The sequence below is a fragment of the Pseudomonas sp. GM79 genome (genome assembly GCF_000282495.1).
Classification (GTDB): domain Bacteria; phylum Pseudomonadota; class Gammaproteobacteria; order Pseudomonadales; family Pseudomonadaceae; genus Aquipseudomonas.
The window spans coordinates 37,045-62,039 of record NZ_AKJE01000034.1 but is presented as its reverse complement, the minus strand read 5'-3'; the positions used below and the strand labels follow the sequence as shown (position 1 = coordinate 62,039).

Here is a 24,995-nt window from a genome sequence, read left to right as displayed (position 1 = left end):
GGGCGAGCCCCCTCGCCACAAAGGTTCGTCAGGAGTACCGCGTTTTCGTTCTTCGCGATCAAGCCCGCTCCCACAGGCCCTCGGCTATACTCCCCCGCAATTCGAACCGCACCGAGGACTGACTGTGAAGAACTGGACGTTGCGCCAACGCATTTTGGCGAGCTTTGCGGTGATTATCGCGATCATGCTGTTGATGGTCGTGGTGTCTTTTTCCCGGTTGATGAAGATCGACGCCAGCGCCGACCGGGTCCGCACCGATGCGGTTCCCGGGGTGTATTTCAGTTCGATGATCCGTGGTGCCTGGGTCGACAGTTTTAACCTCACCCAGCAGCTTGTCGGCCTTTCCGGACGACGCGAAATGACCGCCGCCGATCAGGCCATGTACAAGAGCTTCGAAGAGCGCTTGAGCGAGCAGATGGCCAACTACCGCAAAACCATTTTCACCGCGGAAGACCAGGCCCTCTTCGACGAATTCGAAGCGCGTCATCAACTCTACAATCAAGAAATGACCAACGTCCTCGACCTCTATCAGCGCAAAGAGTACGAGTCCGCGCGTCTTGCCCTGGAGCAGAAACTCGCGCCAGCCTGGATCAATGGACGCAAGCAGTTGAACAGCCTTCTCGAAAATAATCACGAGCTGGCTGAAAAGGCCACGCTGGCCATCGGCGAAGCGGTGACGGCCGCCAAAATCAGCATGGGCGTCTCTTTGCTGGTGGCGATCATCGTCGCGGGCTTGTGTGGCCTGTTGCTGATGCGCGCGATCATGGCGCCGATGAATCGCATTGTGGATATCCTCGAAATCATGCGCACCGGCGATCTCAGCAGTCGCCTGGATCTTGATCGCAAGGACGAGTTCGGCGCGGTGGAAACCGGCTTCAACGACATGATGACCGAGCTCACCTCGCTGGTGTCCCAGGCGCAGCGCTCCTCGGTGCAGGTCACCACCTCGGTTACGGAAATCGCCGCGACGTCCAAGCAGCAGCAGGCCACGGCCACCGAAACCGCAGCCACCACCACCGAAATCGGTGCGACATCCCGTGAAATTGCCGCCACCTCGCGGGATCTGGTGCGCACCATGACCGAAGTCTCCACCGCGGCCGATCAGGCTTCGGTGCTGGCCGGTTCCGGTCAGCAAGGCCTGGCGCGCATGGAAGACACCATGCACTCGGTGATGGGCGCGGCGGATCTGGTGAACGCCAAGCTGGCGATCCTCAACGAGAAGGCCGGCAACATCAATCAGGTGGTGGTGACCATCGTCAAAGTCGCCGACCAGACCAACCTGTTATCCCTGAACGCCGCGATCGAAGCCGAGAAGGCTGGCGAATACGGTCGCGGGTTTGCCGTGGTCGCCACCGAAGTGCGGCGCCTGGCGGACCAGACCGCTGTGGCCACCTACGACATCGAGCAGATGGTGCGTGAGATCCAGTCGGCGGTGTCGGCCGGGGTCATGGGCATGGACAAGTTTTCCGAAGAAGTGCGCCGTGGCATGTCCGAGGTGCAGTCGGTGGGCGAGCAGCTGTCGCAGATCATTCATCAGGTTCAGGCACTGGCACCACGGGTGTTGATGGTCAACGAAGGCATGCAGGCCCAGGCCACCGGCGCCGAGCAGATCAACCACGCGCTGGTGCAGTTGGGCGATGCCAGCAGCCAGACCGTCGAATCTCTGCGTCAGGCCAGTTTCGCCATCGATGAATTGAGCCAGGTGGCCGTGGGGCTGCGTGGCGGCGTCTCGCGATTCAAAGTCTGATGAGTGAGCTCGCGGTCAAACGCGGCGCGGTGATGCCGGTGAAACAGTCGTTGTTTCTGGTGTTCCGCATCGGCAACGAGCGTTACGCGTTGCAGGCCATCGAGGTGGCCGAAGTGCTGCCGCAACTGCCGTTGAAACCGATTCCCCGGGCACCGGACTGGGTGGCGGGGGTGTTTGCCTATCGCGGCGCGGTGGTGCCGGTGATCGACCTCAGCGCTCTGACATTCGGCCAACCGGCCCAGGCCCGCACCAGCACGCGGCTGGTGCTGGTGCACTATCGGCCGGATGAGGCGACGCCTGCGCAATTGCTCGGGCTGGTTCTGGAACAGGCCACCGACACGTTGCGCTGCAACCCGGCGGACTTTCAGCCTTATGGCCTGGACAATCGCCAGGCGCCGTACCTGGGGCCGGTGCGCGAAGATGCTCAGGGTTTACTGCAATGGGTGCGGGTTGCCGATTTGCTGGACGAACAGGTCCGCGCCTTGTTGTTTCCCTCGCCGCCGCTGGACCTGGCGCAGTTTGAGGAGCAGGGATGAGCAGCGATCAACGGTTTTTCGATTTCCTCAAAGAACGTATCGGCCTGGATGTGGGCTCGGTCGGCCCGGCGATCATCGAACGCGCGGTGCGCCAGCGCTGCACGGCGGCTCGGGCGCTGACGGCTGATGAGTACTGGCACACCTTGCTGGGCTCGCGCGACGAACAACAGGCGCTGATCGAAGCGGTGATCGTCCCCGAGACCTGGTTTTTCCGTTACCCGGAATCTTTCGCCACGCTGGCGAAACTGGCGGCCAAGCGGCTGGCGGCGATCAATAACATGCGCGCCCTGCGGATTCTCAGTCTGCCGTGTTCTACCGGTGAAGAACCGTACTCCATCGCCATGGCATTGCTCGATGCCGGGCTGGCGCCGCACCAGTTCAAGGTCGACGGCATGGATGTCAGCCCGCTGTCAGTGGAGAAGGCCAGGCTCGCGCTGTATGGAAAGAATTCGTTTCGCGGCCAGGACATCGACTTTCGCGAGCGGCATTTCACGGCTGAAAACGACAACTATCGCCTCAGCGGGCGCGTGCTTGAACAGGTGCGCTTGCAGGTCGGCAATCTGCTGGATCCGGCCTTGCTGGTCAGTGAGCCACCTTATGACTTCGTGTTCTGTCGCAATTTGCTGATCTATTTCGATCAGCCGACCCAGCAGCAAGTGTTCGAAGTGCTCAAGCGCCTGACCCACGTCGACGGCGTGCTGTTTATCGGCCCGGCGGAGGGCAGTCTGCTGGGGCGTTTCGGCATGCGCTCGATTGGTATCCCGCAGTCGTTTGCGTTCAGTCGTCAAAGTGCGCCGGAACCGCTCGCGACCTTCGCGCCGACGCCGCTGCCGGTGCAACAACCGGTGCGTAGCGTGACACCGCCGCCAGTGCGCAGTCGGCCTTTTGCGACGGTGGTGCCGATGCCTCAGGTCGCCGCCACCCCTTCGGACGCTACCCCTTCAGACGCCGCTACGCTGCTGGCGAACATCGCCGCGCTGGCCAATGAAGGCAAAAGCGCTGAGGCCCGCGTCGCGTGCGACAGTTTTTTGCGCAGTCACGAGCCAGTGGCGCAGGTGTTCTATTGGCTGGGGTTGCTCAGCGATGTCGCCGGCAGCGCCCTCGAGGCCCAGGGCTTTTATCGCAAGGCGTTGTACCTCGAGCCGCAACACCCCGACGCGCTGATGCACCTGGCCGCCTTGCTGCAATCCCAGGGCGACACGGCGGGAGCCCGACGATTACAGGCCCGCGCCGCCCGCAGCGAGCGTGCCGCAGACAGTGAGCGTAAACAATGAGCGCCGCCGATACCTTGAGTGTCACCCATGAAGATGCCCAGGCCATCGACGACTGCTGGAACCGCATCGGTATCCACGGCGACAAGTCCTGCCCATTGCTGAGCGAGCACATTCATTGCCGCAATTGCGCGGTGTATTCGGCTGCCGCCACGCGCTTGCTCGATCGCTATGCCTTACAGCAGGACGACCGCGAGCAAGTTTCCACGGTGGCCGGCAGCGATGTGAAAACCCGCTCGCTGCTGATGTTTCGCCTCGGCGAAGAATGGTTGGGCCTGGCCACTCGCAGCCTGGTCGAAGTGGCGCCGTTGCAAGCGATTCACTCCTTGCCGCACCAGCGCTCCGGGGCGTTGCTCGGCGTGGCGAATGTGCGCGGTGCCTTGGTAGCGTGCCTGTCGCTGGTGGAGTTGCTGGGGCTCGACGGCACCAGTGGCGTGGCATCCGGCGCGCGGGTGATGCCGCGGATGCTGATCATCGCCGCCAACGGCGGGCCGGTGGTGGTGCCGGTGGATGAGGTGGACGGGATTCACGCCATCGACGAGCGCATTCTCGATGCGGCGTCCCGGTCCGGCACCCAGGCCAGCGCCAGATACACCCGTGGCGTCTTGCAATTCAAAGGTCGCAGCCTGCGTTGGCTGGATGAAGAGCAACTGCTGTCCGCCGTGACCCGGAGCCTCACATGACCCCCGAGCAAATGCGTGACGCCTCTTTGCTGGAACTGTTCAGCCTCGAAGCCGAGGCCCAGACCCTGGTGCTGAGCGCAGGTCTTTTGGCGCTTGAGCGTGATCCGACCCAGGCCGATTACCTTGAGTCGTGCATGCGCGCGGCCCATTCGCTCAAGGGCGCGGCGCGGATTGTCGGCGTCGATGCCGGGGTCAGCGTTGCCCATGTGATGGAAGATTACCTGGTCAGCGCCCAGGAAGGGCGCCTGTACCTGCGGCCCGAACACATCGATGCACTGTTGCAAGGCACCGATCTGCTGATGCGGATTGCGACGCCGGGCAACGCTCCGGCGCCTGCGGATATCGACGCTTACGTCGTCTTGATGGGACGGTTGCTTGATCACATGGCGGCCACTGCGCCCATCGCGCCGCCGATGGCAGAGCTTCAGATGGAACCGCCGACGCCCAAGGTTGAGCCGCCCATGCCGGCCGCCGCCGAAGCCTCCCCGGCAGCGCCCGCCGAGTCAGCGCCCACGACTAAACGCACCACCGAAAGTGGCGAACGCGTACTGCGCGTCACGGCCGAGCGCTTGAACAGCCTGCTCGACCTGTCGAGTAAATCCCTGGTGGAAACCCAGCGGCTCAAGCCGCATTTGGCCACCATGCAGCGCCTTAAGCGCATGCAGAGCAACGGCCTGCGGGCGCTGGAAAACCTCAACGTCCATCTCAAGGACCATGCCTTGAGTCTCGAAGCCCAGGAAGCCTTGGGCGATGCCCGCCGATTGTTGGCCGAGTCTCAGCAATTGCTGGTGGAAAAAAACGCCGAGCTGGACGAGTTCGCCTGGCACGCCAGCCAGCGTGCGCAGGTGTTGTACGACACGGCGCTGGCCTGTCGCATGCGGCCATTCGCCGACGTGCTGAGCGGGCAAGTGCGCATGGTCCGCGACCTCGGTCGCAGCCTGGGCAAACAGGTGCGACTGGAGATCGAGGGCGATAAGACCCAGGTCGACCGCGACGTACTGGAAAAACTCGAAGCACCGCTGACGCACCTGCTGCGCAATGCGGTCGATCACGGCATCGAAACCCGGGAACAACGACTATTGGCCGGCAAACCGGAAGAAGGCGTGATCCGTTTGCGAGCGTCCCATCAGGCCGGTCTGCTGGTGTTGGAACTCAGCGATGACGGTAATGGTGTTGATCTGGAAAAGCTGCGCCGCAACATCGTCGAGCGGCAGTTATCCCCAGCCGAAACCGCCGCCCAGTTGAGCGAAGAAGAGCTGCTGACGTTCCTGTTTCTGCCGGGTTTCAGCCTGCGCGACGCGGTCACCGAAGTTTCCGGACGCGGCGTCGGGCTGGATGCGGTTCAGCATATGGTTCGCCAATTGCGCGGTGCCGTGGTGCTGGAGCAGACAGCGGGCGAGGGCAGTCGTTTCCATCTCGAAGTGCCGCTGACGCTGTCGGTGGTGCGCAGCCTGGTGGTGGAAGTCGGTGACGAGGCGTATGCCTTCCCGCTGGCGCACATCGAGCGCATGTGCGACCTGGCGCCGGAAGATATCGTGCAGGTCGAAGGCCGGCAGCACTTCTGGTACGAAGGCCGGCATGTCGGGCTGGTCGCCGCCAGTCAGCTGTTGCATCGCCCGGCGAGCCAGAATAACGCGCAAACCCTCAAAGTCGTGGTCATCCGCGAGCGCGAGGCGATCTACGGGGTGGCAGTCGAGCGCTTTATCGGCGAGCGAACGTTGGTGGTACTGCCGCTGGACGAGCGCTTGGGCAAGGTGCAGGACATTTCCGCCGGGGCCTTGCTCGACGACGGCTCGGTGGTGCTGATCGTCGATGTCGAAGACATGCTGCGTTCGGTGGACAAACTGCTCAATACCGGGCGTCTGGAGCGCATTGCCCGGCATGCCAATCAGGCCGTCGAAGCGGCGCGTAAACGGATTCTGGTGGTGGACGACTCGCTGACCGTTCGTGAGTTGCAGCGCAAGCTGCTGCTCAATCGCGGCTATGACGTCGCGGTGGCGGTGGACGGCATGGACGGCTGGAACGCCCTGCGTTCGGAGGACTTCGATCTGTTGATCACCGACATCGACATGCCGCGCATGGATGGCATCGAGCTGGTGTCTTTGGTGCGCCGCGACAACCGTCTGCAATCCCTGCCGGTGATGGTGGTGTCCTACAAGGACCGCGAAGAAGACCGCCGCCGTGGACTGGACGCCGGAGCCGACTATTATCTAGCCAAAGCGAGTTTTCATGATGACGCTTTGCTGGATGCAGTGGTTGAGCTCATTGGAGGCGCGCGGGCATGAAAATCGCTATCGTCAATGACATGCCCATGGCGGTAGAGGCGTTGCGCCGCGCTTTGGCGTTCGAACCGGCGCACGAGGTGGTCTGGGTCGCCAGCAATGGGGCCGAGGCGGTGCAACGTTGCACCGAATACACCCCGGATCTGATCCTGATGGATTTGATCATGCCGTTGATGGACGGTGTGGAAGCGACCCGGCGAATCATGGCCGAGACCCCGTGCGCGATTGTCATTGTCACTGTCGACCGCGAGCAGAACGTGCACCGGGTGTTCGAAGCCATGGGCTACGGCGCGCTCGATGTGGTTGATACCCCGGCTATTGGGGGCGGCAATCCCCAGGAAGCCGCCGCACCGTTGCTGCGCAAGATCATGAACATTGGCTGGCTGATTGGCGAGCAGAGCAATCGGGTGCGATCGGCACCGAGCTCGCACCGCCACTCGTCCTCGCGCCAGCATTTGGTGGCCATCGGTTCATCCGCTGGCGGGCCGGCGGCGCTGGAAGTGCTGCTCAAAGGCCTGCCTCGAGATTTTTCGGCGGCCATCGTGCTGGTCCAACATGTGGATCAGGTGTTCGCCGCCGGTATGGCCGAATGGCTTGCCAGCGCCAGTGGCCTGGACGTGCGCCTGGCTCAGGAAGGCGAACCGCCGCAAAGCGGCGTGATCCTGCTGGCCGGCACCAACCATCACATTCGCTTGCTGAAAAACGGCACGCTGGCCTACACCGCCGAACCGGTCAACGAGATCTATCGGCCTTCGATCGATGTGTTTTTCGAAAGTGTGGCCAGTTACTGGAGCGGTGACGCTGTGGGCGTTCTGCTGACCGGTATGGGGCGCGACGGCGCGCAGGGGCTTAAACTCATGCGCCAACAGGGCTACCTGACCATCGCTCAGGACCAACAAAGCAGTGCGGTGTATGGCATGCCGAAGGCGGCCGCGGCCATTAACGCGGCTGTGGAAGTTCGCCCACTGGACAAGATAGCGCCACGATTGCTGGAAATCTTCTCAAAATGACTATCATTAGCAGCAATCGTGGCCAAGGCAGTACTCAGGTGACCGCACATGAATGAATTACAGCTCGACGACTTCAAAACCGATGAAAACGCCGCCATGGTGTTGTTGGTGGACGATCAGGCGATGATCGGCGAGGCAGTGCGGCGTGGTTTGTCGAACGAAGAAAACATCGACTTCCATTTCTGTGCCGACCCGCACCAGGCGATCGCCCAGGCGATTCGCATCAAGCCGACCGTAATCCTTCAGGACCTGGTCATGCCTGGCCTCGACGGCCTGAGCCTGGTGCGTGAATACCGTAATCACCCGGCGACCAAGGATATTCCGATCATTGTCCTGTCGACCAAGGAAGACCCGCTGATCAAGAGCGCGGCGTTTGCCGCCGGCGCCAATGATTACCTGGTCAAACTGCCGGACAACATCGAACTGGTGGCGCGCATCCGCTATCACTCGCGCTCCTACATGACCCTGCTGCAGCGTGACGCGGCGTATCGCGCGCTGCGGGTCAGCCAGCAACAGTTGCTCGACACCAACCTGGTGCTGCAACGCTTGATGAACTCCGACGGCCTGACCGGGCTGTCGAATCGCCGGCATTTCGACGAATACCTGGAGCTGGAGTGGCGGCGTTCGCTGCGGGACCAGACTCAATTGTCGCTACTGATGATCGATGTCGACTACTTCAAGTCCTTCAACGACAGCTTTGGCCACCTCGAAGGCGATGAGGCCTTGCGCAAAGTCGCCACGGCGATTCGCGACGCCAGCTCCAGACCTTCGGACTTGCCGGCCCGTTACGGCGGCGAGGAGTTCGTCCTGGTCCTGCCCAACACCTCGCCGGGCGGTGCGCGAATGGTCGCGGAAAAACTGCGCCAGACCGTGGCCGGGTTGAAGATCCCGCACATTTTCCCGACCGAGGGTTCGAGCCTGACCATCAGCATCGGCCTGTCGACCATGATTCCGCAGCCGGGCAGTGACTGCCGGCAATTGATCTCGGCGGCGGACAAGGGGTTGTACCTGGCAAAGAACAATGGGCGCAATCAGGTGGGGATCGAGTAGCCCTGTAGCAGCTGCCGAGCCTGCGAGGCTGCGTTCGGCGGCGCAGCCGTCGTAAAATCAGACAACGCGGTCGTTCAGGAAAGCCGCGTACACAGGGTTTGCGAGGACTTCGTCCTCGAACGCAGCCTCGCGAGCTCGGCAGCTGCTACAGGCACCCGCGTTATTCCTGCGTTCAACCCCAAACCATTCGCCGCTAAAGCCGCCGGGCGGGCTGCCGTGACAGCTTGATTACGTTATACTCGCCGGCTTTCAAAAGTTCGCCAACGAGTGCTGCCCGCCATGGAAATCAACCCGATCCTTAACAGTATCAAGGACCTGTCCGAGCGCTCCGAAACTATTCGGGGGTATCTTTGACTACGATCAAAAGCATGAGCGTCTGACTGAAGTCAATCGCGAGCTTGAAGATCCGTCTGTCTGGAACAACCCGTCGTACGCTCAGGAACTGGGCCGCGAGCGGTCGCTGCTGGCTCAGATCGTCGAAACCCTCGACGAAATGCACAGTGGCCTGGCCGATGCCAAAGACCTGCTGCTGATGTCCGCCGAAGAAGAAGACCAGGCCGCCGTCGATGACGTCGCTGCCGAAGTCGAGCGCCTGCGCGAGTCCCTGGAAAAACTCGAATTCCGTCGCATGTTCAGCGGTGAGATGGACGCCAACAACGCCTACCTGGATATCCAGGCCGGTTCCGGCGGCACCGAGGCCCAGGACTGGGCCAACATTCTGCTGCGCATGTACCTGCGCTGGGCGGATAAACGCGGTTTCGACGCGACCATCATGGAGCTGTCGGCCGGTGAAGTCGCCGGTATCAAAGGCGCTACCGTGCACATCAAGGGCGAATACGCCTTTGGCTGGCTGCGTACCGAAATCGGCGTGCACCGTCTGGTGCGCAAGAGCCCGTTCGACTCCGGCAACCGTCGTCACACCTCGTTCTCGGCCGTGTTCGTGTCGCCGGAAATCGATGACAACATCGAAATCGACATCAACCCGTCGGACCTGCGCATCGACACCTACCGCTCCTCCGGTGCCGGTGGTCAGCACGTTAACACCACCGACTCGGCCGTACGGATTACCCACGTACCGACCAACACCGTGGTCAGCTGCCAGAACGAACGTTCCCAGCATGCGAACAAAGACACCGCGATGAAAATGTTGCGGGCGCGCTTGTACGAGCAGGAAGTGCAGAAGCGCAACGCCGCTTCCCAGGCCCTGGAAGACACCAAGTCGGATATCGGCTGGGGTCACCAGATCCGTTCGTACGTGCTCGATGCGTCGCGGATCAAGGATCTGCGTACCAACATCGAACGCAGCGACTGCGACAAGGTGCTCGACGGCGACATCGACGAATACCTGGTGGCCAGCCTGAAACAAGGGCTCTAAGGCCCGCGCCACAGGGTTGTCACCACCCTGTAGGAGCGAGGCTTGCCCGCGAACCCCGGCGAATGCCGGGGGCAACGAACCTGAGATGGAATTTTTAAAGACATGAGCGACCTACAACTCGACCCGCAAGCCCTGCAACAGGAAGAAAACTCCCTGATCGCCCTGCGCAAGGAAAAGCTTGCTGCCGAGCGCGCCAAGGGCAATGCCTTCCCCAACGACTTCCGCCGCGACAATTACTGCGAAGACTTGCAGAAACAGTACGCGGACAAGACCAAGGAAGAGCTGGCAGAGGCTGCAATCCCGGTCAAGGTGGCGGGTCGCATCATGCTCAACCGTGGCTCGTTCATGGTGATTCAGGACATGACCGGTCGCATTCAGGTTTACGTCAACCGTAAAACCCTGTCCGAAGACACCCTGGCCGCGGTGAAAACCTGGGACATGGGCGACATCATTGCCGCCGAAGGCACCCTGGCGCGTTCCGGCAAGGGCGACCTGTACGTTGAAATGACCAGCGTGCGCCTGCTGACCAAATCCCTGCGCCCGCTGCCGGACAAGCACCACGGCCTGACCGACACCGAACAGCGCTACCGTCAGCGTTACGTCGACCTGATCGTCAACGAAGAGGTGCGTCAGACCTTCCGCGTTCGTTCGCAAGTGATTGCGCACATCCGCAGCTTCCTGATGAAGCGTGACTTCCTGGAAGTGGAAACGCCGATGCTGCAAACCATTCCAGGCGGCGCGGCGGCCAAGCCGTTCGAGACGCATCACAACGCGCTGGACATGGAAATGTTCCTGCGTATCGCGCCTGAGCTGTACCTCAAGCGCTTGGTCGTCGGCGGTTTCGAGAAAGTCTTCGAGATCAACCGCAACTTCCGTAACGAAGGCGTTTCGACGCGTCACAACCCTGAATTCACCATGTTGGAGTTCTACCAGGCTTACGCCGACTACGAAGACAACATGGACCTGACCGAAGAGCTGTTCCGCGAACTGGCTCAGCTGGTTCTGGGCAGCACCGACGTGCCGTACGGCGACAAGGTGTTCCACTTCGGCGAGCCGTTCGTGCGTCTGTCGGTGTTTGACTCGATCCTCAAGTACAACCCTGAGCTGACCGCTGACGACCTGACCGACATCGACAAGGCCCGCGCCATCGCCAAGAAGGCTGGCGCCAAGGTGCTGGGCTTTGAAGGTCTGGGCAAGCTGCAGGTGATGATTTTCGAAGAGCTGGTCGAGCACAAGCTGGAACAGCCGCACTTCATCACCCAGTACCCGTTCGAAGTGTCGCCGCTGGCCCGTCGTAACGACGAGAACCCGAACGTCACCGACCGTTTCGAACTGTTCATCGGTGGCCGTGAAATCGCCAACGCCTACTCCGAGTTGAACGACGCCGAAGACCAGGCCGAGCGTTTCATGGCGCAGGTGGCCGACAAGGACGCCGGCGACGACGAAGCCATGCACTACGACGCCGACTTCGTTCGCGCGCTGGAGTACGGCATGCCGCCAACCGCCGGTGAAGGGATCGGCATCGACCGTCTGGTGATGTTGCTGACCAACTCACCGTCGATCCGCGATGTGATTCTGTTCCCGCACATGCGGCCACAAGCGTAAGTGTTTCAATTAAAAAGCCGCCTATAACAGGCGGCTTTTTATTGCCTGTCTGGTACAAACGTATCAATTGGTTACTTTTGACGTTTAGAGAGGAATACCTGTCGTGAATCGTGCAATGGCTCAAGAAGGTGCAGCGGGTATCGCCACTGCGGTCGCTGAAAGTGTTCAGTACCAGGGCCGCAAGGCCAGCCGACAGGGCAGCGAACAGCGTCGACAGGACATTCTCGACGCTGCGATGCGCATTGTCGTGCGCGATGGCGTGCGGGCCGTGCGGCACCGTGCAGTGGCCGCTGAAGCGGGTGTGCCGCTCTCGGCGACCACTTACTATTTCAAAGACATCGATGACTTGCTCACCGATACCTTCGCCCAATACGTGGAACGCAGTGCGGCGTTCATGGCCCGGTTGTGGGCCAGCAACGAAGGCCTGTTGCGCGAGATGGTTGTCAGCGGCGATGGCACTCCCGAGTCCCGCTCACAGTTGGCGGACGATATCGCCCGGCTGATGGCTGACTATGTTCATCGGCAATTGATCAATCGCCGCGAGCATTTGATGGCCGAGCAAGCCTTCCGCCAGGAAGCCTTGCTCAACCCGCGTCTGGCGTTGTTGGTACGCTCCCATCAGCAAATTCTCCTGCAGGGCACCTGCCAGCTTTTCGAAGTATTGGGTTCCCGTGAGCCACAACAGGATGCCAAAGTGTTGACGGCGATTATCGGACGGATGGAATATCAGGGCCTGCTCAACGACGCCGAGCCTGTGGCCGAAGAGGAAATGCTCGGCATCCTCAACCGCTACATGCATTTGGTGTTGGCGTCGGTGTAATCCCTTATGGGAGCTCAACCCTGTGGGAGCGGGCTTGCTCGCGAAGGCGGTGTGTCAGACAACGAAAATGTTGAATGTTAAACCGTTTTCGCGAGCAAGCCCGCTCCCACAGGATAGTGGTCAGTTGAGGGCGTCGTGTGTTCATAGGGAGTGTTGAATGAAAGCCTGGCGCGTCATTGTGATCGCCTTGTCGATCCTGCTGCTCAGTGGCTGTCTGGTGACCTTCAAGGAGCCGCTGCCCGCCAGCGAGCCCGCGCCCAAAGGGCTGCTCGGCAAATGGACCAGCACCAATGCCTGGGGCGAGCCGATGAACCTGGAACTGACGCGCATCGGCGACAATCGCTATCAGGCGGTCAGCTACTTCAAGGCCAAGCCCCATGAGCGTGAAGCCTATCCCTTTACCGTGTCGCGCCATGGCAATCGCTGGTACTTGTCGGCGAAGGTGCCGGCGCAGTTCGGCGGGAACTTCACCATCACCGGTTTCGAGCTCAACGATAAGCACGAACTGGTGGTCTACAACCTCGACCTCGAGCAGATTAAACAGGCCATGGGCCAGGAAGCCCTCAGTGGCCAAGGCTTCCGGACCGACGACGGCGACGGGGTGTTGATCAACAACAGCCTGGATCAGGTGTTTGCCTACCTCGATGACCCGGCCAATTCCGATGTTTTCGTCGAAGCGGTGCGCTACCAGCGCCTGGCCAAAACCAAATAAACCCAGCACGTAACGGTTTTACTACAGGAGTTTCGGGTGGACGAATACCAGCAGACGATACGCATATTGTCCGATCGCATAGTGCTGGCGCAGACGCCGATTCGCGTTCTGGATGCGGTCAAGTGGGACGACAGCATTCGCAAGGGGTTCTTCAAAGGCAAGGGCAAGGAAATGCCGGCCGTGGACCGCGACTATTACCTCAATCGACCGCTGGCATTTGATTCCAGCAAAGTGAAGCTGGAATTCCAGAACATCGAGCGCGACATCACCCGCCAACTGGGCCAGTTCAACCCGGTCGGGCAGATCATGCGCCGCATGTGCAAGGAATACCGGATGGTGGTGCGCATGCTCGAAGCACGCGGCACCGAGGATTTCGGGCTGATTTCCCAAGAGTTGTATGGCGCCGCGTCCGATGCGTTTCACGCTGGTGACCCGACCCTGGCCGACCTGGGGCTGATGCTCTCCGATTACCTGAACAACATCGACGGCCGCGGCGACCTCAAGGACGAACCGAAAGTCCTTACCGCCAAGGAAGCCGTCGACCTGCTGCAACATCGGTTGAACAAGGTGTTTGGCGAGAACGAAGAAACCATTCGGGTGTTCGAGTCCGACGGGATCGTCGCCGATGCGGCGGCCGGTGCCGACTACATCAAGATCCGCGCCGACGCGATGTTCAACGACCGTGACGTGCGTGCGCTGGAAGTCCACGAAGGGCTGGTGCATGTGGGCACCACGCTCAACGGCCTGAATCAGCCGATCTGCACCTTCCTGTCCAAAGGCCCGCCGTCGTCTACCGTGACCCAGGAAGGCTTGGCGATCCTGATGGAAATCATCACCTTCGCCTCCTACCCGAGCCGCCTGCGCAAACTGACCAACCGTACCCGCGCCATTCACATGGTGGAGGAGGGCGCGGACTTCTTGCAGATCTACGAGTTCTTCTGTGAGCAAGGCTTCGAAATGGCCGAAAGCTACGGCAACGCCAGTCGGGTTTTCCGTGGCTCGGTGCCGACCGGTCTACCGTTTACCAAAGACTTGTCCTACCTCAAGGGCTTTATCATGGTTTACAACTACATTCAGTTGGCCGTGCGTAAAGGCAAGCTGGAGCAGATACCGCTATTGTTTTGCGGCAAGACCACGCTGGAAGACATGCGGACCTTGCGCCAGTTGGTGGACGAAGGCCTGGTGGTGCCGCCCAAGTACCTGCCCGACCAATTCCGCGACATGAACGCGCTATCGGCCTGGATGTGCTTCTCCAACTTCCTCAACCACCTGAGCCTGGACCGGATCGAAGCGGATTATTCCAACATCCTTTAACAATGGCGCAGTCCAAATGTGGGAGCGGGCTTGCTCGCGAAAGCGGTGTGTCAGTCGACATCAATGTTGGATGGAAAACCGCTTTCGCGAGCAAGCCCGCTCCCACATTGGATCGTATTCCAACCCTGTTTTCGCGAGGCTTCACCGGATGAGAATCCTCGGCATCTTTTGCCTGCTCCTGGCCCTCGGCGGTTGCAGCTCTTTGCTGTTCTACCCCGAGCCCGGCCAGCCGTTCACCCCGGAAAAAGCCAAACTCGAATTCCGCGACGTCACCCTGACCACCGCCGACGGCCTCAAGCTGCATGGCTGGTGGTTGCCGGCGAAAAAAGGTCTCGAGGTCAAAGGCACAGTGCTGCATCTGCACGGCAACGGCGGCAACCTGGCGTGGCATTTGGGGGGGAGCTGGTGGTTGCCGGAGCAGGGCTACCAAGTGTTGCTGGTGGACTATCGCGGGTACGGTTGGTCCGAAGGTAAACCGGCGTTGCCGGCGATCTATCAGGACATCGATGCCGCGTTCAAATGGCTCGACCAGGCCCCGGAGGTCAAGGGCAAGCCGCTGATCCTTCTCGGTCAGAGCCTTGGCGGTTCAATGGCCGTGCATTTCCTGGCCCAGCATCCCGAGCGCCAGCGGCAACTCAAGGCGTTTGTGCTCGATGGCGTGCCTGCCAGTTACCGTGATGTCGGGCGTTTCGCCTTGAGTACGTCGTGGATGACCTGGCCGTTCCAGGTGCCGTTGTCCTGGTTGGTGCCGGACGGCGACAGCGCGATCCATTCCATGAAACAGCTCAACGGCGTACCAAAACTGATCTATCACAGTATTGATGATCAACTGGTGCCCCTTTCCAACGGCATCCGACTGTATCAAGCTGCGCCGCCGCCGCGAGTGCTGCAACTGACCCGGGGCGGTCATGTGCAAACCTTCGCCGACCCGGTCTGGCGAAAGGTCATGCTGCGCTACCTCGAAGACCCGCAGCATTTCGACGGCCTGCGCCGCCTGGGTGAGATCCCCAATTACCCGGCACCCCCGAATTCTGAAGATGAACCACCAGAGAGTCCGCAATGAGTGAAGAACGTAACGCCATCCCGCTGATCATCACCGGTATTTGCAGCATCCTCGGCACCGTTGGCGCCCTGTGGTGGTACGGCTACCTGCACTTCGCCAAACCCGAAGATGCGCTACTGCTCAGCGACTTCACCATGCTCAAGACCGTGCCGGGCGAAGACTATAAAGTCTCCCTGCAACCGGCCCCGCAAGTGGCCCAGTGCATCGATGGCGTGCTGGTGCTGTTCGACACCGAACAGAAAGGCCTGACCGGCGTGCTGATCAACAACAAGAAAAAGGCCGTGCGCTGCATGGGCGAGGAAACGCCGCAAAAACTCGAACAGTAACCCGGTCGTACACAAGTACTGCGTTCACCGAAGATCCAATGTGGGAGCGGGCTTGCTCGCGAAAGCGGTATAACATTCAACATCTCTGTTGTTTGACAGACCGCTTTCGCGAGCAAGCCCGCTCCCACAGGTTCAGTGATCGTCAAATAAAAAAGCCCCGCCTGATCAATTCAGGCGGGGCTTTTAAGTTTCAGCGTGGTCAGCTTACTTGGCGCTGATCGCCGAACGCGGGATGACCGGCTGGTTGTCATTGGAAATGGTCACTTCCACCCGACGGTTCATCGCACGGCCCGAGACGCTGGAGTTCTCCGCAATCGGGTATTCCTTGCCATAACCCTGGGCCACGATCCGCGCAGGATCTACACCCATCTTGATCAGGGCCACTTGCACCGAGGTCGCGCGACGCTCGGACAGCGACTGGTTGTACGACGCCGAGCCAGTGCCGTCGGTGTAACCCTCGACAATCACTTTGCGGTCCGGGTTTTCCTGAAGGAACTGCGCCAGTTTGTTGATATTCACCAAACCGTTGGACTTCAGGTCCGCCTTGTTGGTGGCGAACAGCACATCACCAAACGTCACCAGCGTGCCGCGATCGGTCTGTTTGGCGTTCAGACTGTCCTGCAGCTGTTTGATCTGCTGGTCGCGGGCATCCAGACGAGCCTGGGCCCGTTGTGCCGCGGCATTTTTCAGGTTGTTTTCAGCGGTGCGCAGGGCGATGGTCTGCTTGGCCACTTCAACACGCTGATTGGTCAGGTAAGCCAGTTGGTCGACCTTGGCCTGGTCTTCCCTATCCAGGTAAGCCTTGTCGGCCTTATCCAGGTATTCGCTGGCGTCTTTGGTTTCCAGCGCCGCGACTTTGCTGGCTTGCGGGTTGGCTTGCAGGCCGGTGTAGTTGGTGCGGGCTTGCTCCAGGTTCGCGTTGGGCGGGGTGGAGCAGGCAGCCAGTGCAACACTTGCGGCCAAGAGGGCGGGGATCATCAATTGTTTGCGCATAATAGTTCGTCCTTTCTATCGATAAGTGTTTCAGGTCTGAAAATCGGGATGGGCGCTTACTGCACGGTGCGCTGACTTTCCTGACGCAGTTCCTGAACACCTTTCTGGGAATCCTTCACAGCTTGTTCGGCTTTCATCGCCTGGGCCTTGCGCTCGGCGACGCGGGCGTCCCACTCGGCTTGCTCGGCCAGCATTCTGGCTTCGTCATACTTGTTGTCGTGCATGGCGATTTCGGCTTGTTTGAGCTTGTCCTGAGCGGCCTTCATTTCCACAGCGGCGAATTCGGTACCGCCGGCGCTGACAGCGCTGTTCACGGCGGATTGGGTCACGGCGTATTGCTCGCTCGGCGGGTTACCGGCGCAACCGGCCAGAACCAAGCTGCCGCCGATGGCCAGGGCCGCCAGTTTGAGACCGCGCAGAGGGGGGAACGAGGATGATGCGATGCTGGTCTTCATGGTCTTCAACTCCATTGGATAACTCCTGAAAAACATCTGAATCCATCCTGGGCAAGGAGCCGCAACCATCAATTTCCAGAGTGCTTTTTGAAACGGCCGTCCCAGGCGTGGTTACTGGGTTGACCCGAGGCGTTTTTCAAAAGTTCAGAGAAAATGACTATCGTCCGAAAAAACCTGATCGAGTGGACAATGGGCTAAATCGGGAATTTTCGCGATGTGTAGCAGTATCCCCCGACCGCTTCATGACCCGGGAATATGCAGTTGGCGAAGGTATATGCAAGCCAGTGTGGGAGCGGGCTTGCTCGCGAAAGCGGTGTGTCAGTCAGCATTTATTTCAACTGATACGGCCTCTTCGCGAGCAAGCCCGCTCCCACAGGTTCAGTGTTTCTGCTTGTCGTTATCGCCCGACAAATCATGCAAATGACGCCGGGACAAGGCGAGAAAGCGCGGGGTCGGGCCGACGTCTTCGTACAGCGGATCACCTTCTTCATCGGTGGCCACCACCGTGGACCCTTTCACATACGGAAAACTCGCTTCGAGTTCTTCCAGGGCGGCGCCGATCAGCTCACCGAGCAGTTCTTCGGGGTGCCGTTTAGGGTACATGTCGATAATCGCCGCCAGCCGTGCGGCGGCTTCCACGTCCAGATGAATCGCGTAGCCAGAGTCGGTCAGACGACCCTTGGCGTTTTCTTCCCAATGCTTGGCGAGCTCGCGGATTTTCATGATGACCTCGTTGCGCACCTGCTCGTGGCAGGCCGGGTGAGTGTCCGGCAGTGGCCGGTGATACGCCGTTGTACGGCTTATGGTTGAGATTAGCTTCAGTTGAGGTCCCGTCGTCTGCTTGTAAGAAGCGCTTTACGACGGCACTCTCTATATCAGAGCTTCTAACAACAAAGCATAGCCGCCCGGATTTTCGCTGGAGAACTGCTGATGACCGACATTGATGCACGCTTGCGCGAGGACGTTCACCTGTTGGGTGAGCTGTTGGGCAACACCATTCGTGAACAGTACGGGGACGACTTTCTCGACAAGATCGAGCAGATCCGCAAAGGCGCCAAGGCTGATCGTCGCGGTTCGATGGACGCTGAACTCAGCGCCAGCCTCAACCAGTTGAGCGAAGACGAGTTGCTGCCGGTGGCGCGGGCGTTCAACCAGTTCCTCAACCTGGCCAATATCGCCGAGCAATATCAGCTGATTCATCGCCGTGAAGAATCGCAGCCTGAGCCGTTCGAGGCCCGGGTGTTGCCGGAATTGCTCGCTCGCCTGCTGACTGCGGGCCATGACCCCGAGTCCCTGGCCCGGCAATTGGGTCGACTGGAAATCGAGCTGGTATTGACCGCGCACCCCACCGAGGTGGCGCGTCGCACGCTGATCCAGAAGTACGATGCGATCGCCGCGCAACTGGCCGCACAAGACCATCGCGACCTGACCACCGCCGAACGCGAGCAGATCAAAACGAAGTTGCAGCGCCTGATCGCCGAAGCCTGGCACACCGAAGAAATCCGCCGTACCCGTCCGACACCGGTGGACGAAGCCAAGTGGGGCTTCGCGGTGATCGAGCATTCGCTGTGGCAGGCGATTCCCAACTATTTGCGCAAGGCTGATCAGGCCCTGCATGCCGCCACCGGCCTGCACTTGCCACTGGAGGCCGCGCCGATTCGCTTTGCCTCATGGATGGGCGGCGACCGCGACGGCAACCCCAACGTCACTGCCGCAGTGACCCGCGAAGTGTTGCTGCTGGCGCGCTGGATGGCCGCCGATTTGTATCTGCGCGATGTTGATCACCTCGCCGCCGAGTTGTCGATGCAGCAGGCCAGCGACGAGCTGAAAGCCAAGGCCGGCGACAGCGCCGAGCCTTACCGCGCAGTGCTCAAACAATTGCGTGAACGCCTGCGCGCGACCCGTAATTGGGCCCACGCATCCCTGACGGCAAACACGTCAGCATCCACCGATGTGCTGCAAAACAACCGCGACCTGCTGGACCCGCTGGAGCTGTGCTACCACTCGCTGCATGAGTGCGGAATGGGCGTCATCGCCGATGGCCCGTTGCTCGATTGCCTGCGCCGTGCGGTGACATTCGGGCTGTTTCTGGTGCGCCTTGATGTGCGGCAGGACTCGTCGCGCCACACGGCGGCCATGACCGAAATCACCGATTACCTCGGTCTGGGCCGTTATGAGGATTGGAGTGAGGAAGAGCGCATCGCCTTCCTGATGCGCGAACTGAACAATCGCCGCCCGTTGCTGCCGGCGTACTTCAAGCCGTCTGCCGACACCGCCGAAGTGCTGGCGACGTGCCGGGAAATCGCCGCGGCACCGGGGGCCTCCCTCGGGTCGTATGTGATTTCCATGGCCGGTGCCGCTTCCGACGTGCTGGCCGTGCAATTGCTGCTCAAAGAATCCGGCGTATTGCGGCCGATGCGCGTGGTGCCGCTGTTCGAAACCCTCGCCGACCTCGACAACGCGGGGCCGGTGATCGAGAAACTGTTGCTGCTGCCGGGCTATCGCTCGCGCCTGCAAGGGCCGCAGGAAGTGATGATCGGTTATTCCGACTCGGCCAAGGACGCGGGCACTACAGCGGCGGCCTGGGCGCAGTATCGGGCGCAGGAGCGTTTGGTCGACATCTGTCGCGAGCAGCAAGTGGAGCTGCTGTTGTTCCACGGTCGCGGTGGCACCGTGGGCCGTGGGGGTGGTCCGGCGCACGCGGCGATTCTGTCGCAGCCGCCAGGGTCGGTGGCGGGGCGTTTCCGCACCACCGAGCAGGGGGAAATGATTCGTTTCAAATTCGGCCTACCGGACATCGCCGAGCAAAACCTCAATCTGTACCTGGCAGCGGTGCTGGAGGCGACCTTGTTGCCGCCACCACCGCCTGAGCCTGCCTGGCGCCACTTGATGGACGAATTGGCCGCCGACGGGGTCAAGGCTTACCGCGCCGTGGTGCGGGAAAATCCGCAGTTCGTCGAGTACTTCCGCCAATCGACCCCGGAGCAGGAGTTGGGGCGTTTGCCGTTGGGCAGCCGCCCGGCCAAGCGCCGCGCTGGCGGCATCGAAAGCCTGCGTGCCATTCCGTGGATCTTCGGCTGGACCCAGACGCGCCTGATGTTGCCGGCCTGGCTTGGCTGGGAAGCGGCATTGAGCAAGGCGCTGGAGCGCGGCGAGGGTGAGCTGCTGGGGCAGATGCGCGAGCAGTGGCCGTTCTTCCGTACCCGCATCGATATGCTGGAAATGGTGCTGGCCAAGGCCGACGCCGACATCGCCCAGTCTTACGATGAGCGCCTGGTCGAGCCGGATCTGCTCCCTTTGGGTGCGCATTTACGCGACCTATTGTCGCAGGCGTGTGCGGTGGTCCTGGGGTTGACCGGTCAGTCGCAGCTACTGGCACATAGCCCAGCTACCCTTGAATTCATCCGTCTGCGCAACACTTACCTCGACCCGCTGCATCTATTGCAGGCCGAACTGTTGGCACGTTCGCGGCAACAGGATGTGGCCCAGGGCAGCCCGGTAGAACAGGCGTTACTGGTGTCTGTGGCGGGGATTGCCGCCGGTTTGCGAAATACCGGCTAAGGTTTTCGTCGTGGAGAACAGGCACCCGGCGCGAGCGTCGAGTGCCTGCTGGCGAGCGGTCGAAAAGGTCTGTCACGCGACAGTTAATGATGGGGTTGCGACTTGGGTTACCCCTTCGCAGGGTCTCGTAAGGGGCGGGTTTCTCCGACTTTCGGCGGCTTGTGTGGGCAGGGCCTGCTGTGTATCTTGATCAGCCTTTGGCCGTTTGGGCGGTCACGACCCTATTTCTGAGATTGGCCCCACGTGGCGAATCCATTGTTTTGTTTAAGTTATTCTAAATAAAAAATTGAGGAGCACATCTAATGCGCGTCATTCTGCTGGGAGCTCCCGGGGCCGGTAAAGGTACTCAGGCTAAGTTCATCACCGAGAAATTCGGCATTCCGCAAATCTCCACCGGCGACATGCTGCGTGCTGCTGTAAAAGCCGGTACCGAGCTGGGTGTTAAAGCCAAAGGCATCATGGATGCCGGTGGTCTGGTCTCCGACGATCTGATCATCGCCCTGGTCAAGGACCGTATCGCGCAGCCTGACTGTGCCAACGGTTTCCTGTTCGACGGTTTCCCGCGCACCATTCCGCAAGCTGAAGCGCTGGTAGAAGCGGGTGTGGAACTGGACAACGTGGTCGAAATCGCCGTCGATGACGAAGAAATCGTTCAGCGTATCGCCGGTCGTCGCGTTCACGAGGCCAGCGGCCGCGTGTACCACACCGTCTACAACCCGCCGAAAATCGCCGGCAAAGACGACATCACCGGTGAAGAGCTGGTGCAGCGCAAGGACGACACCGAAGAAACCGTGCGTCATCGCCTGTCGGTCTACCACTCCCAGACCAAGCCACTGGTAGAGTTCTACCAGAACCTGGCCGCTGATCAGGGCAAGCCGAAATACAGCCATATTCCGGGTGTTGGCTCGGTTGAAGTGATCACCGGCAAGGTGCTTGAAGCACTGAGCTGAAAAGTCTGATCGGCTTCATCTTCTACGGCCCGCTTGCGGGCCGTAGTTGTTTATACTGGCGCACTTTTTCTGACCTCTCTTACGGAAACATCGATGAGCACCTTGCTGGCCCTGGACACCGCGACTGAAGCTTGCTCCGTTGCTTTGCTGCATGACGGTAAAGTCACGAGTCATTACGAGGTGATCCCGCGCCTGCATGCGCAGAAGCTGCTGCCGATGATCCAGCAACTGCTGGCCGATGCCGGGACCACGCTGCAAGCGGTCGATGCCATTGCGTTCGGCCGTGGTCCGGGCGCATTCACCGGTGTGCGGATCGCCATCGGCGTGGTGCAGGGGCTGGCGTTTGCGCTGGATCGCCCAGTGTTGCCGGTCTCCAATCTCGCCGTGCTCGCCCAGCGGGCTTATCGCGAACACGGCGTCAGCCAGGTCGCGGCGGCCATCGATGCGCGCATGGATGAGGTGTATTGGGGTTGCTACCGCGAAACGGCGGGGGAGATGCGGTTGGTGGGCAACGAAGCTGTGTTGCCGCCCGAAGTCGCCGCATTGCCGGCCGATGCCAGCGGCGAATGGTTCGGCGCGGGCACCGGTTGGGAGTATGCCGAGCGCATTGCCGTCAACCTGAGCGGGCAGGACGCGGGCATGCTGCCCCACGCCGAAGACCTGCTGACCTTGGCGCGCTTTGCCTGGGAACGCGGTGAAGCGATCGTGGCCGATCAGGCGCAGCCGGTGTATTTGCGCGATAAAGTCGCGACGCCAAAAGCGCGTTAATCCACGCCGTCCTTGTGGCATCAGGGCCTTCTGTGGCGAGGGAGCTTGCTCCCGTTCGGCTGCGGAGCAGTCGTAGAACCTGACGGCGCGGTGTACCTGTCTGCGCTCGGGGGCAGCTTCGCAGCCCAGCGGGAGCAAGCTCCCTCGCCACAAAGTGTTCCAACCGCAGCCAATCGTCAGTTTTCTACCCTGCGCTTTTAAACCTTTTCACTTTTCTGTGTTCTAGTTATCACTCGGCAGTTTGCGAAGTGGGCTATGTGCCACTAAGCTGCCATCATTGATACCGGACATGTACTCATGCGTATAGACGGCGTTTCCTCCCAGTCCTACCCCATCAAGCGCAAGCCCCGCAAAGGCCCTGTGGCGGATGACGACTACGTCGATATCGACGGTGAGCTGGAAATTCCTTCCGAAGAGCAGTTGGCCGCTCGTGCCGCCAAAGCTTCCGCACAACGTCTGAGCAATCTCCCCGCGCGTCAACAAGACATGATTTATCACCGCGCCATGAGCAAAAGTGCGGCGATGGCGCTGGCCAGTTACCTGAGCACCGCCACGTTTGTCGATTGGGAAGCGGATGTACTGGGTGTCGACCTGTACATCTGATGCGGCTGCCTTACTACCTCGGCTGCCCGTCCTGGAGTGAAAACGCCTGGCGCGATTACTTGTATCCACAAGACGCCAGGCCCACCGAGTTTCTCAATCTTTATTCCCAAGTGTTCAACGCCGTAGAAGGCAATACGACCTTCTACGCGAGCCCCTCTGCCGCCACTGTGCAGCGCTGGGCCGAGACCATGCCCGAACACTTTCGCTTCACCGCCAAGTTCCCCGGCGACATCAGCCATAGCGGTGACCTGCGCGAACAGCTGATCGCCGCCGAAACCTTCCTGCAATTGCTCAGCCCCCTGGGTGAACGGGTTTCGCCGCTATGGCTGCAATTATCGAAAAGCTTCACCCCTCAACGCTTGTCCGAGCTGGCCGGTTTTATCGATGCAGTGGACCGGCCCTTGGCGGTCGAAGTGCGACACGATGAGTTCTTCGCCAAGGGCGATGCCGAGCGGATGCTCAATCGCCTGTTGCTGGACCGTGGAGTCGAGCGTATCTGCCTTGATCCGCGAGCGCTGTTCAGCTGCACCTCGACCGATCCTTCGGTGCTCCACGCCCAATCGAAAAAGCCCAGGGTGCCGCCTCGTCCTGCTGCGTTTACTCAGTTCCCACAGGTGCGTTTCATCGGCCATCCTGTGCTTGAAGCCAACGATCCATTCCTGGTGCCGTGGGTCGAGAAAATCGCTGCCTGGATCGAAGAGGGCCGCACGCCCTATATCTTCCTGCACACCGCCGATAACCTGCTGGCGGCAAAACTCGCCCAACGTTTTCACGCACAACTGATGCTGCGTTTGCCTGGCTTGCCGCCGCTGCCTGAGCTATACAGAGAGCCCGCCGCCGAGCAACTTGGCTTGCTCTGAAGCGGCCCGTTCCCTGATGCCAGTCAGCTGAGACGCGAAACCTGTGGGAGCGGGCTTGCTCGCGAAAGCGGAGTGTCAGACGACAACAATGTTGATTGTGCCGCCGTCTTCGCGAGCAAGCCCGCTCCCACAGGGATTGCGCTTAACTGACTGGTATCAGCTTCGCTTCCCCTTTTCAGGAGTCTGCCAATGGATGCGCAAACCCTTCGAGCCCAGGCGTTCAAAGCACTGCACGTACGCGAGGGCGCTTTTGTCATTCCCAACCCTTGGGACGCCGGCTCGGCGAAAATGCTCGCCAGCCTTGGCTTCGAGGCGCTGGCGACCACCAGTGCCGGTTACGCCTTTTCCCGGGGGCGTCCCGATGGTGGGTTGACGCTCGACGAGACCCTGGCGAACGTTGAAGCGATTGTCGCAGCCACTGATCTGCCGGTAGCGGTGGATCTCGAAAACGGCTTCGCTGACGCTCCCGCCGACTGCGCCCAAAGTATTCTGCGGGCAGCCAAGGCCGGTGCCGTTGGCGGTTCGATCGAAGATGCCACGGGGCGTGAGGACGGTCCGATCTACTGCTTCGAGCATGCCGTGGCGCGTATCGAAGCGGCTGTCGCGGCGGCTCGCAGTTTGCCTTTTCCCTTCGTGCTGACGGCGCGTGCCGAGAACTTTCTGCACGGCAATCCTGACCTCGACGACACCATTCGCCGCTTGCAGGCATTCGCCGAGGCGGGAGCTGACGTGCTTTATGCACCGGGCCTGCGCAGCGCTGAAGAGGTCTTGGCGGTGGTTCGCGCCGTGGCGCCGAAACCGGTCAATGTATTGATGTCCGGCGGGCTCAAACTGACGGTAGAGCAGTTGAGTGAAATGGGCGTCAAACGCATCAGCGTCGGTTCGGCCCTGGCCTTGGCGGCGTATGGCGAGTTCTTCCGCGCCGCCGAGGAAATCCAGCAACATGGGACCTTCGGCTTTACTTCTCGCTCGATGCCGTTCCAGAAGGCCAATCAACTGTTCAAAGGCTGA

At 60.7% G+C, this 24,995-nt stretch carries 23 protein-coding genes; 20 read left to right on the top strand and 3 right to left on the bottom strand.

Annotated features, from left to right (window positions below; translation table 11 throughout):
* Positions 1-124 precede the first annotated feature (124 nt).
* The 14 genes from PMI36_RS19415 (at position 125) to PMI36_RS19480 (ending at position 15,794) form a co-directional block, all read left to right on the top strand.
* Complete coding sequence (locus PMI36_RS19415) at positions 125-1,747, top strand: methyl-accepting chemotaxis protein (protein ID WP_008070410.1); 1,623 nt, start codon at positions 125-127, stop codon at positions 1,745-1,747.
* Positions 1,747-2,283, top strand: a complete 537-nt coding sequence (locus tag PMI36_RS19420; protein WP_008070409.1) for a chemotaxis protein CheW — start codon at positions 1,747-1,749, stop codon at positions 2,281-2,283. The genes PMI36_RS19415 and PMI36_RS19420 overlap by 1 nt, the downstream gene beginning before the upstream one ends.
* Entirely contained in the window at positions 2,280-3,557 is a 1,278-nt protein-coding gene (locus tag PMI36_RS19425) for a CheR family methyltransferase (RefSeq protein ID WP_008070406.1), read from the top strand. Before PMI36_RS19420 ends, PMI36_RS19425 begins: the two co-directional genes overlap by 4 nt.
* The gene (locus tag PMI36_RS19430; RefSeq protein WP_008070404.1) at positions 3,554-4,237 is read left to right on the top strand and encodes a chemotaxis protein CheW; all 684 of its coding nucleotides are present in this window, start codon (positions 3,554-3,556) and stop codon (positions 4,235-4,237) included. Before PMI36_RS19425 ends, PMI36_RS19430 begins: the two co-directional genes overlap by 4 nt.
* Positions 4,234-6,522, top strand: a complete 2,289-nt coding sequence (locus tag PMI36_RS19435) for a hybrid sensor histidine kinase/response regulator (RefSeq protein ID WP_008070402.1) — start codon at positions 4,234-4,236, stop codon at positions 6,520-6,522. Before PMI36_RS19430 ends, PMI36_RS19435 begins: the two co-directional genes overlap by 4 nt.
* Positions 6,519-7,529 (top strand): chemotaxis response regulator protein-glutamate methylesterase, encoded by a 1,011-nt coding sequence (locus PMI36_RS19440; RefSeq protein ID WP_008070400.1) that lies wholly within the window; start codon positions 6,519-6,521, stop codon positions 7,527-7,529. Before PMI36_RS19435 ends, PMI36_RS19440 begins: the two co-directional genes overlap by 4 nt.
* A gap of 48 nt (positions 7,530-7,577) precedes the next feature.
* Positions 7,578-8,579 carry a response regulator gene (locus tag PMI36_RS19445; protein ID WP_008070399.1) on the top strand — a complete coding sequence of 334 codons (1,002 nt, stop codon included), beginning with the start codon at positions 7,578-7,580 and terminating at the stop codon, positions 8,577-8,579.
* 279 nt (positions 8,580-8,858) lie between these two features.
* Positions 8,859-9,954 (top strand): peptide chain release factor 2 gene (prfB, locus tag PMI36_RS19450; protein WP_095920368.1). Its coding sequence is split into 2 segments (ribosomal slippage): positions 8,859-8,930 and positions 8,932-9,954, totalling 1,095 coding nucleotides; the frame shifts between segments, so codons are not numbered across the junction.
* A gap of 102 nt (positions 9,955-10,056) precedes the next feature.
* Complete coding sequence (gene lysS, locus PMI36_RS19455; protein WP_008070398.1) at positions 10,057-11,559, top strand: lysine--tRNA ligase; 1,503 nt, start codon at positions 10,057-10,059, stop codon at positions 11,557-11,559.
* Positions 11,560-11,662: 103 nt separating this feature from the next.
* A complete protein-coding gene (locus PMI36_RS19460; protein ID WP_008070397.1) occupies positions 11,663-12,379 on the top strand; it encodes a TetR/AcrR family transcriptional regulator in 717 nt (238 codons plus the stop codon).
* Between the two features lie 157 nt (positions 12,380-12,536).
* Entirely contained in the window at positions 12,537-13,091 is a 555-nt protein-coding gene (locus PMI36_RS19465) for a hypothetical protein (RefSeq protein ID WP_008070395.1), read from the top strand.
* 36 nt (positions 13,092-13,127) lie between these two features.
* Positions 13,128-14,405 carry a flavohemoglobin expression-modulating QEGLA motif protein gene (locus PMI36_RS19470; RefSeq protein WP_008070393.1) on the top strand — a complete coding sequence of 426 codons (1,278 nt, stop codon included), beginning with the start codon at positions 13,128-13,130 and terminating at the stop codon, positions 14,403-14,405.
* A gap of 148 nt (positions 14,406-14,553) precedes the next feature.
* Entirely contained in the window at positions 14,554-15,468 is a 915-nt protein-coding gene (locus tag PMI36_RS19475; RefSeq protein WP_008070391.1) for an alpha/beta hydrolase, read from the top strand.
* Complete coding sequence (locus tag PMI36_RS19480; RefSeq protein ID WP_008070390.1) at positions 15,465-15,794, top strand: hypothetical protein; 330 nt, start codon at positions 15,465-15,467, stop codon at positions 15,792-15,794. The genes PMI36_RS19475 and PMI36_RS19480 overlap by 4 nt, the downstream gene beginning before the upstream one ends.
* Before the next feature lie 204 nt (positions 15,795-15,998).
* On the opposite strand, the gene PMI36_RS19485 is transcribed toward PMI36_RS19480, so the two are convergent.
* The 3 genes from PMI36_RS19485 to PMI36_RS19495 all read right to left on the bottom strand — a co-directional run bounded on the left by PMI36_RS19485 (position 15,999) and on the right by PMI36_RS19495 (position 17,965).
* Complete coding sequence (locus PMI36_RS19485) at positions 15,999-16,787, bottom strand: OmpA family protein (RefSeq protein WP_008070387.1); 789 nt, start codon at positions 16,785-16,787, stop codon at positions 15,999-16,001.
* Between the two features lie 56 nt (positions 16,788-16,843).
* The gene (locus PMI36_RS19490) at positions 16,844-17,257 is read right to left on the bottom strand and encodes a DUF4398 domain-containing protein (RefSeq protein WP_008070386.1); all 414 of its coding nucleotides are present in this window, start codon (positions 17,255-17,257) and stop codon (positions 16,844-16,846) included.
* A 363-nt stretch (positions 17,258-17,620) separates the two neighbouring features.
* The gene (locus PMI36_RS19495; RefSeq protein WP_007897668.1) at positions 17,621-17,965 is read right to left on the bottom strand and encodes a hypothetical protein; all 345 of its coding nucleotides are present in this window, start codon (positions 17,963-17,965) and stop codon (positions 17,621-17,623) included.
* A 207-nt stretch (positions 17,966-18,172) separates the two neighbouring features.
* On the opposite strand from PMI36_RS19495, the gene ppc reads away from it, so the two are divergent.
* The 6 genes from ppc (at position 18,173) to PMI36_RS19525 (ending at position 24,995) form a co-directional block, all read left to right on the top strand.
* Positions 18,173-20,803, top strand: coding sequence for a phosphoenolpyruvate carboxylase (gene ppc, locus PMI36_RS19500; RefSeq protein WP_008070385.1), 2,631 nt, complete (start codon positions 18,173-18,175; stop codon positions 20,801-20,803).
* A gap of 302 nt (positions 20,804-21,105) precedes the next feature.
* Positions 21,106-21,753, top strand: a complete 648-nt coding sequence (adk, locus tag PMI36_RS19505) for an adenylate kinase (RefSeq protein WP_008070384.1) — start codon at positions 21,106-21,108, stop codon at positions 21,751-21,753.
* A 93-nt stretch (positions 21,754-21,846) separates the two neighbouring features.
* The gene (gene tsaB / locus PMI36_RS19510) at positions 21,847-22,521 is read left to right on the top strand and encodes a tRNA (adenosine(37)-N6)-threonylcarbamoyltransferase complex dimerization subunit type 1 TsaB (RefSeq protein WP_008070383.1); all 675 of its coding nucleotides are present in this window, start codon (positions 21,847-21,849) and stop codon (positions 22,519-22,521) included.
* Between the two features lie 297 nt (positions 22,522-22,818).
* Entirely contained in the window at positions 22,819-23,124 is a 306-nt protein-coding gene (locus PMI36_RS19515; protein ID WP_008070381.1) for a hypothetical protein, read from the top strand.
* A complete protein-coding gene (locus PMI36_RS19520; RefSeq protein ID WP_008070379.1) occupies positions 23,124-23,984 on the top strand; it encodes a DUF72 domain-containing protein in 861 nt (286 codons plus the stop codon). Before PMI36_RS19515 ends, PMI36_RS19520 begins: the two co-directional genes overlap by 1 nt.
* 189 nt (positions 23,985-24,173) lie before the next feature.
* On the top strand, positions 24,174-24,995 hold the full coding sequence (locus PMI36_RS19525; protein ID WP_008070376.1) for an isocitrate lyase/PEP mutase family protein: 822 nt from the start codon (positions 24,174-24,176) through the stop codon (positions 24,993-24,995).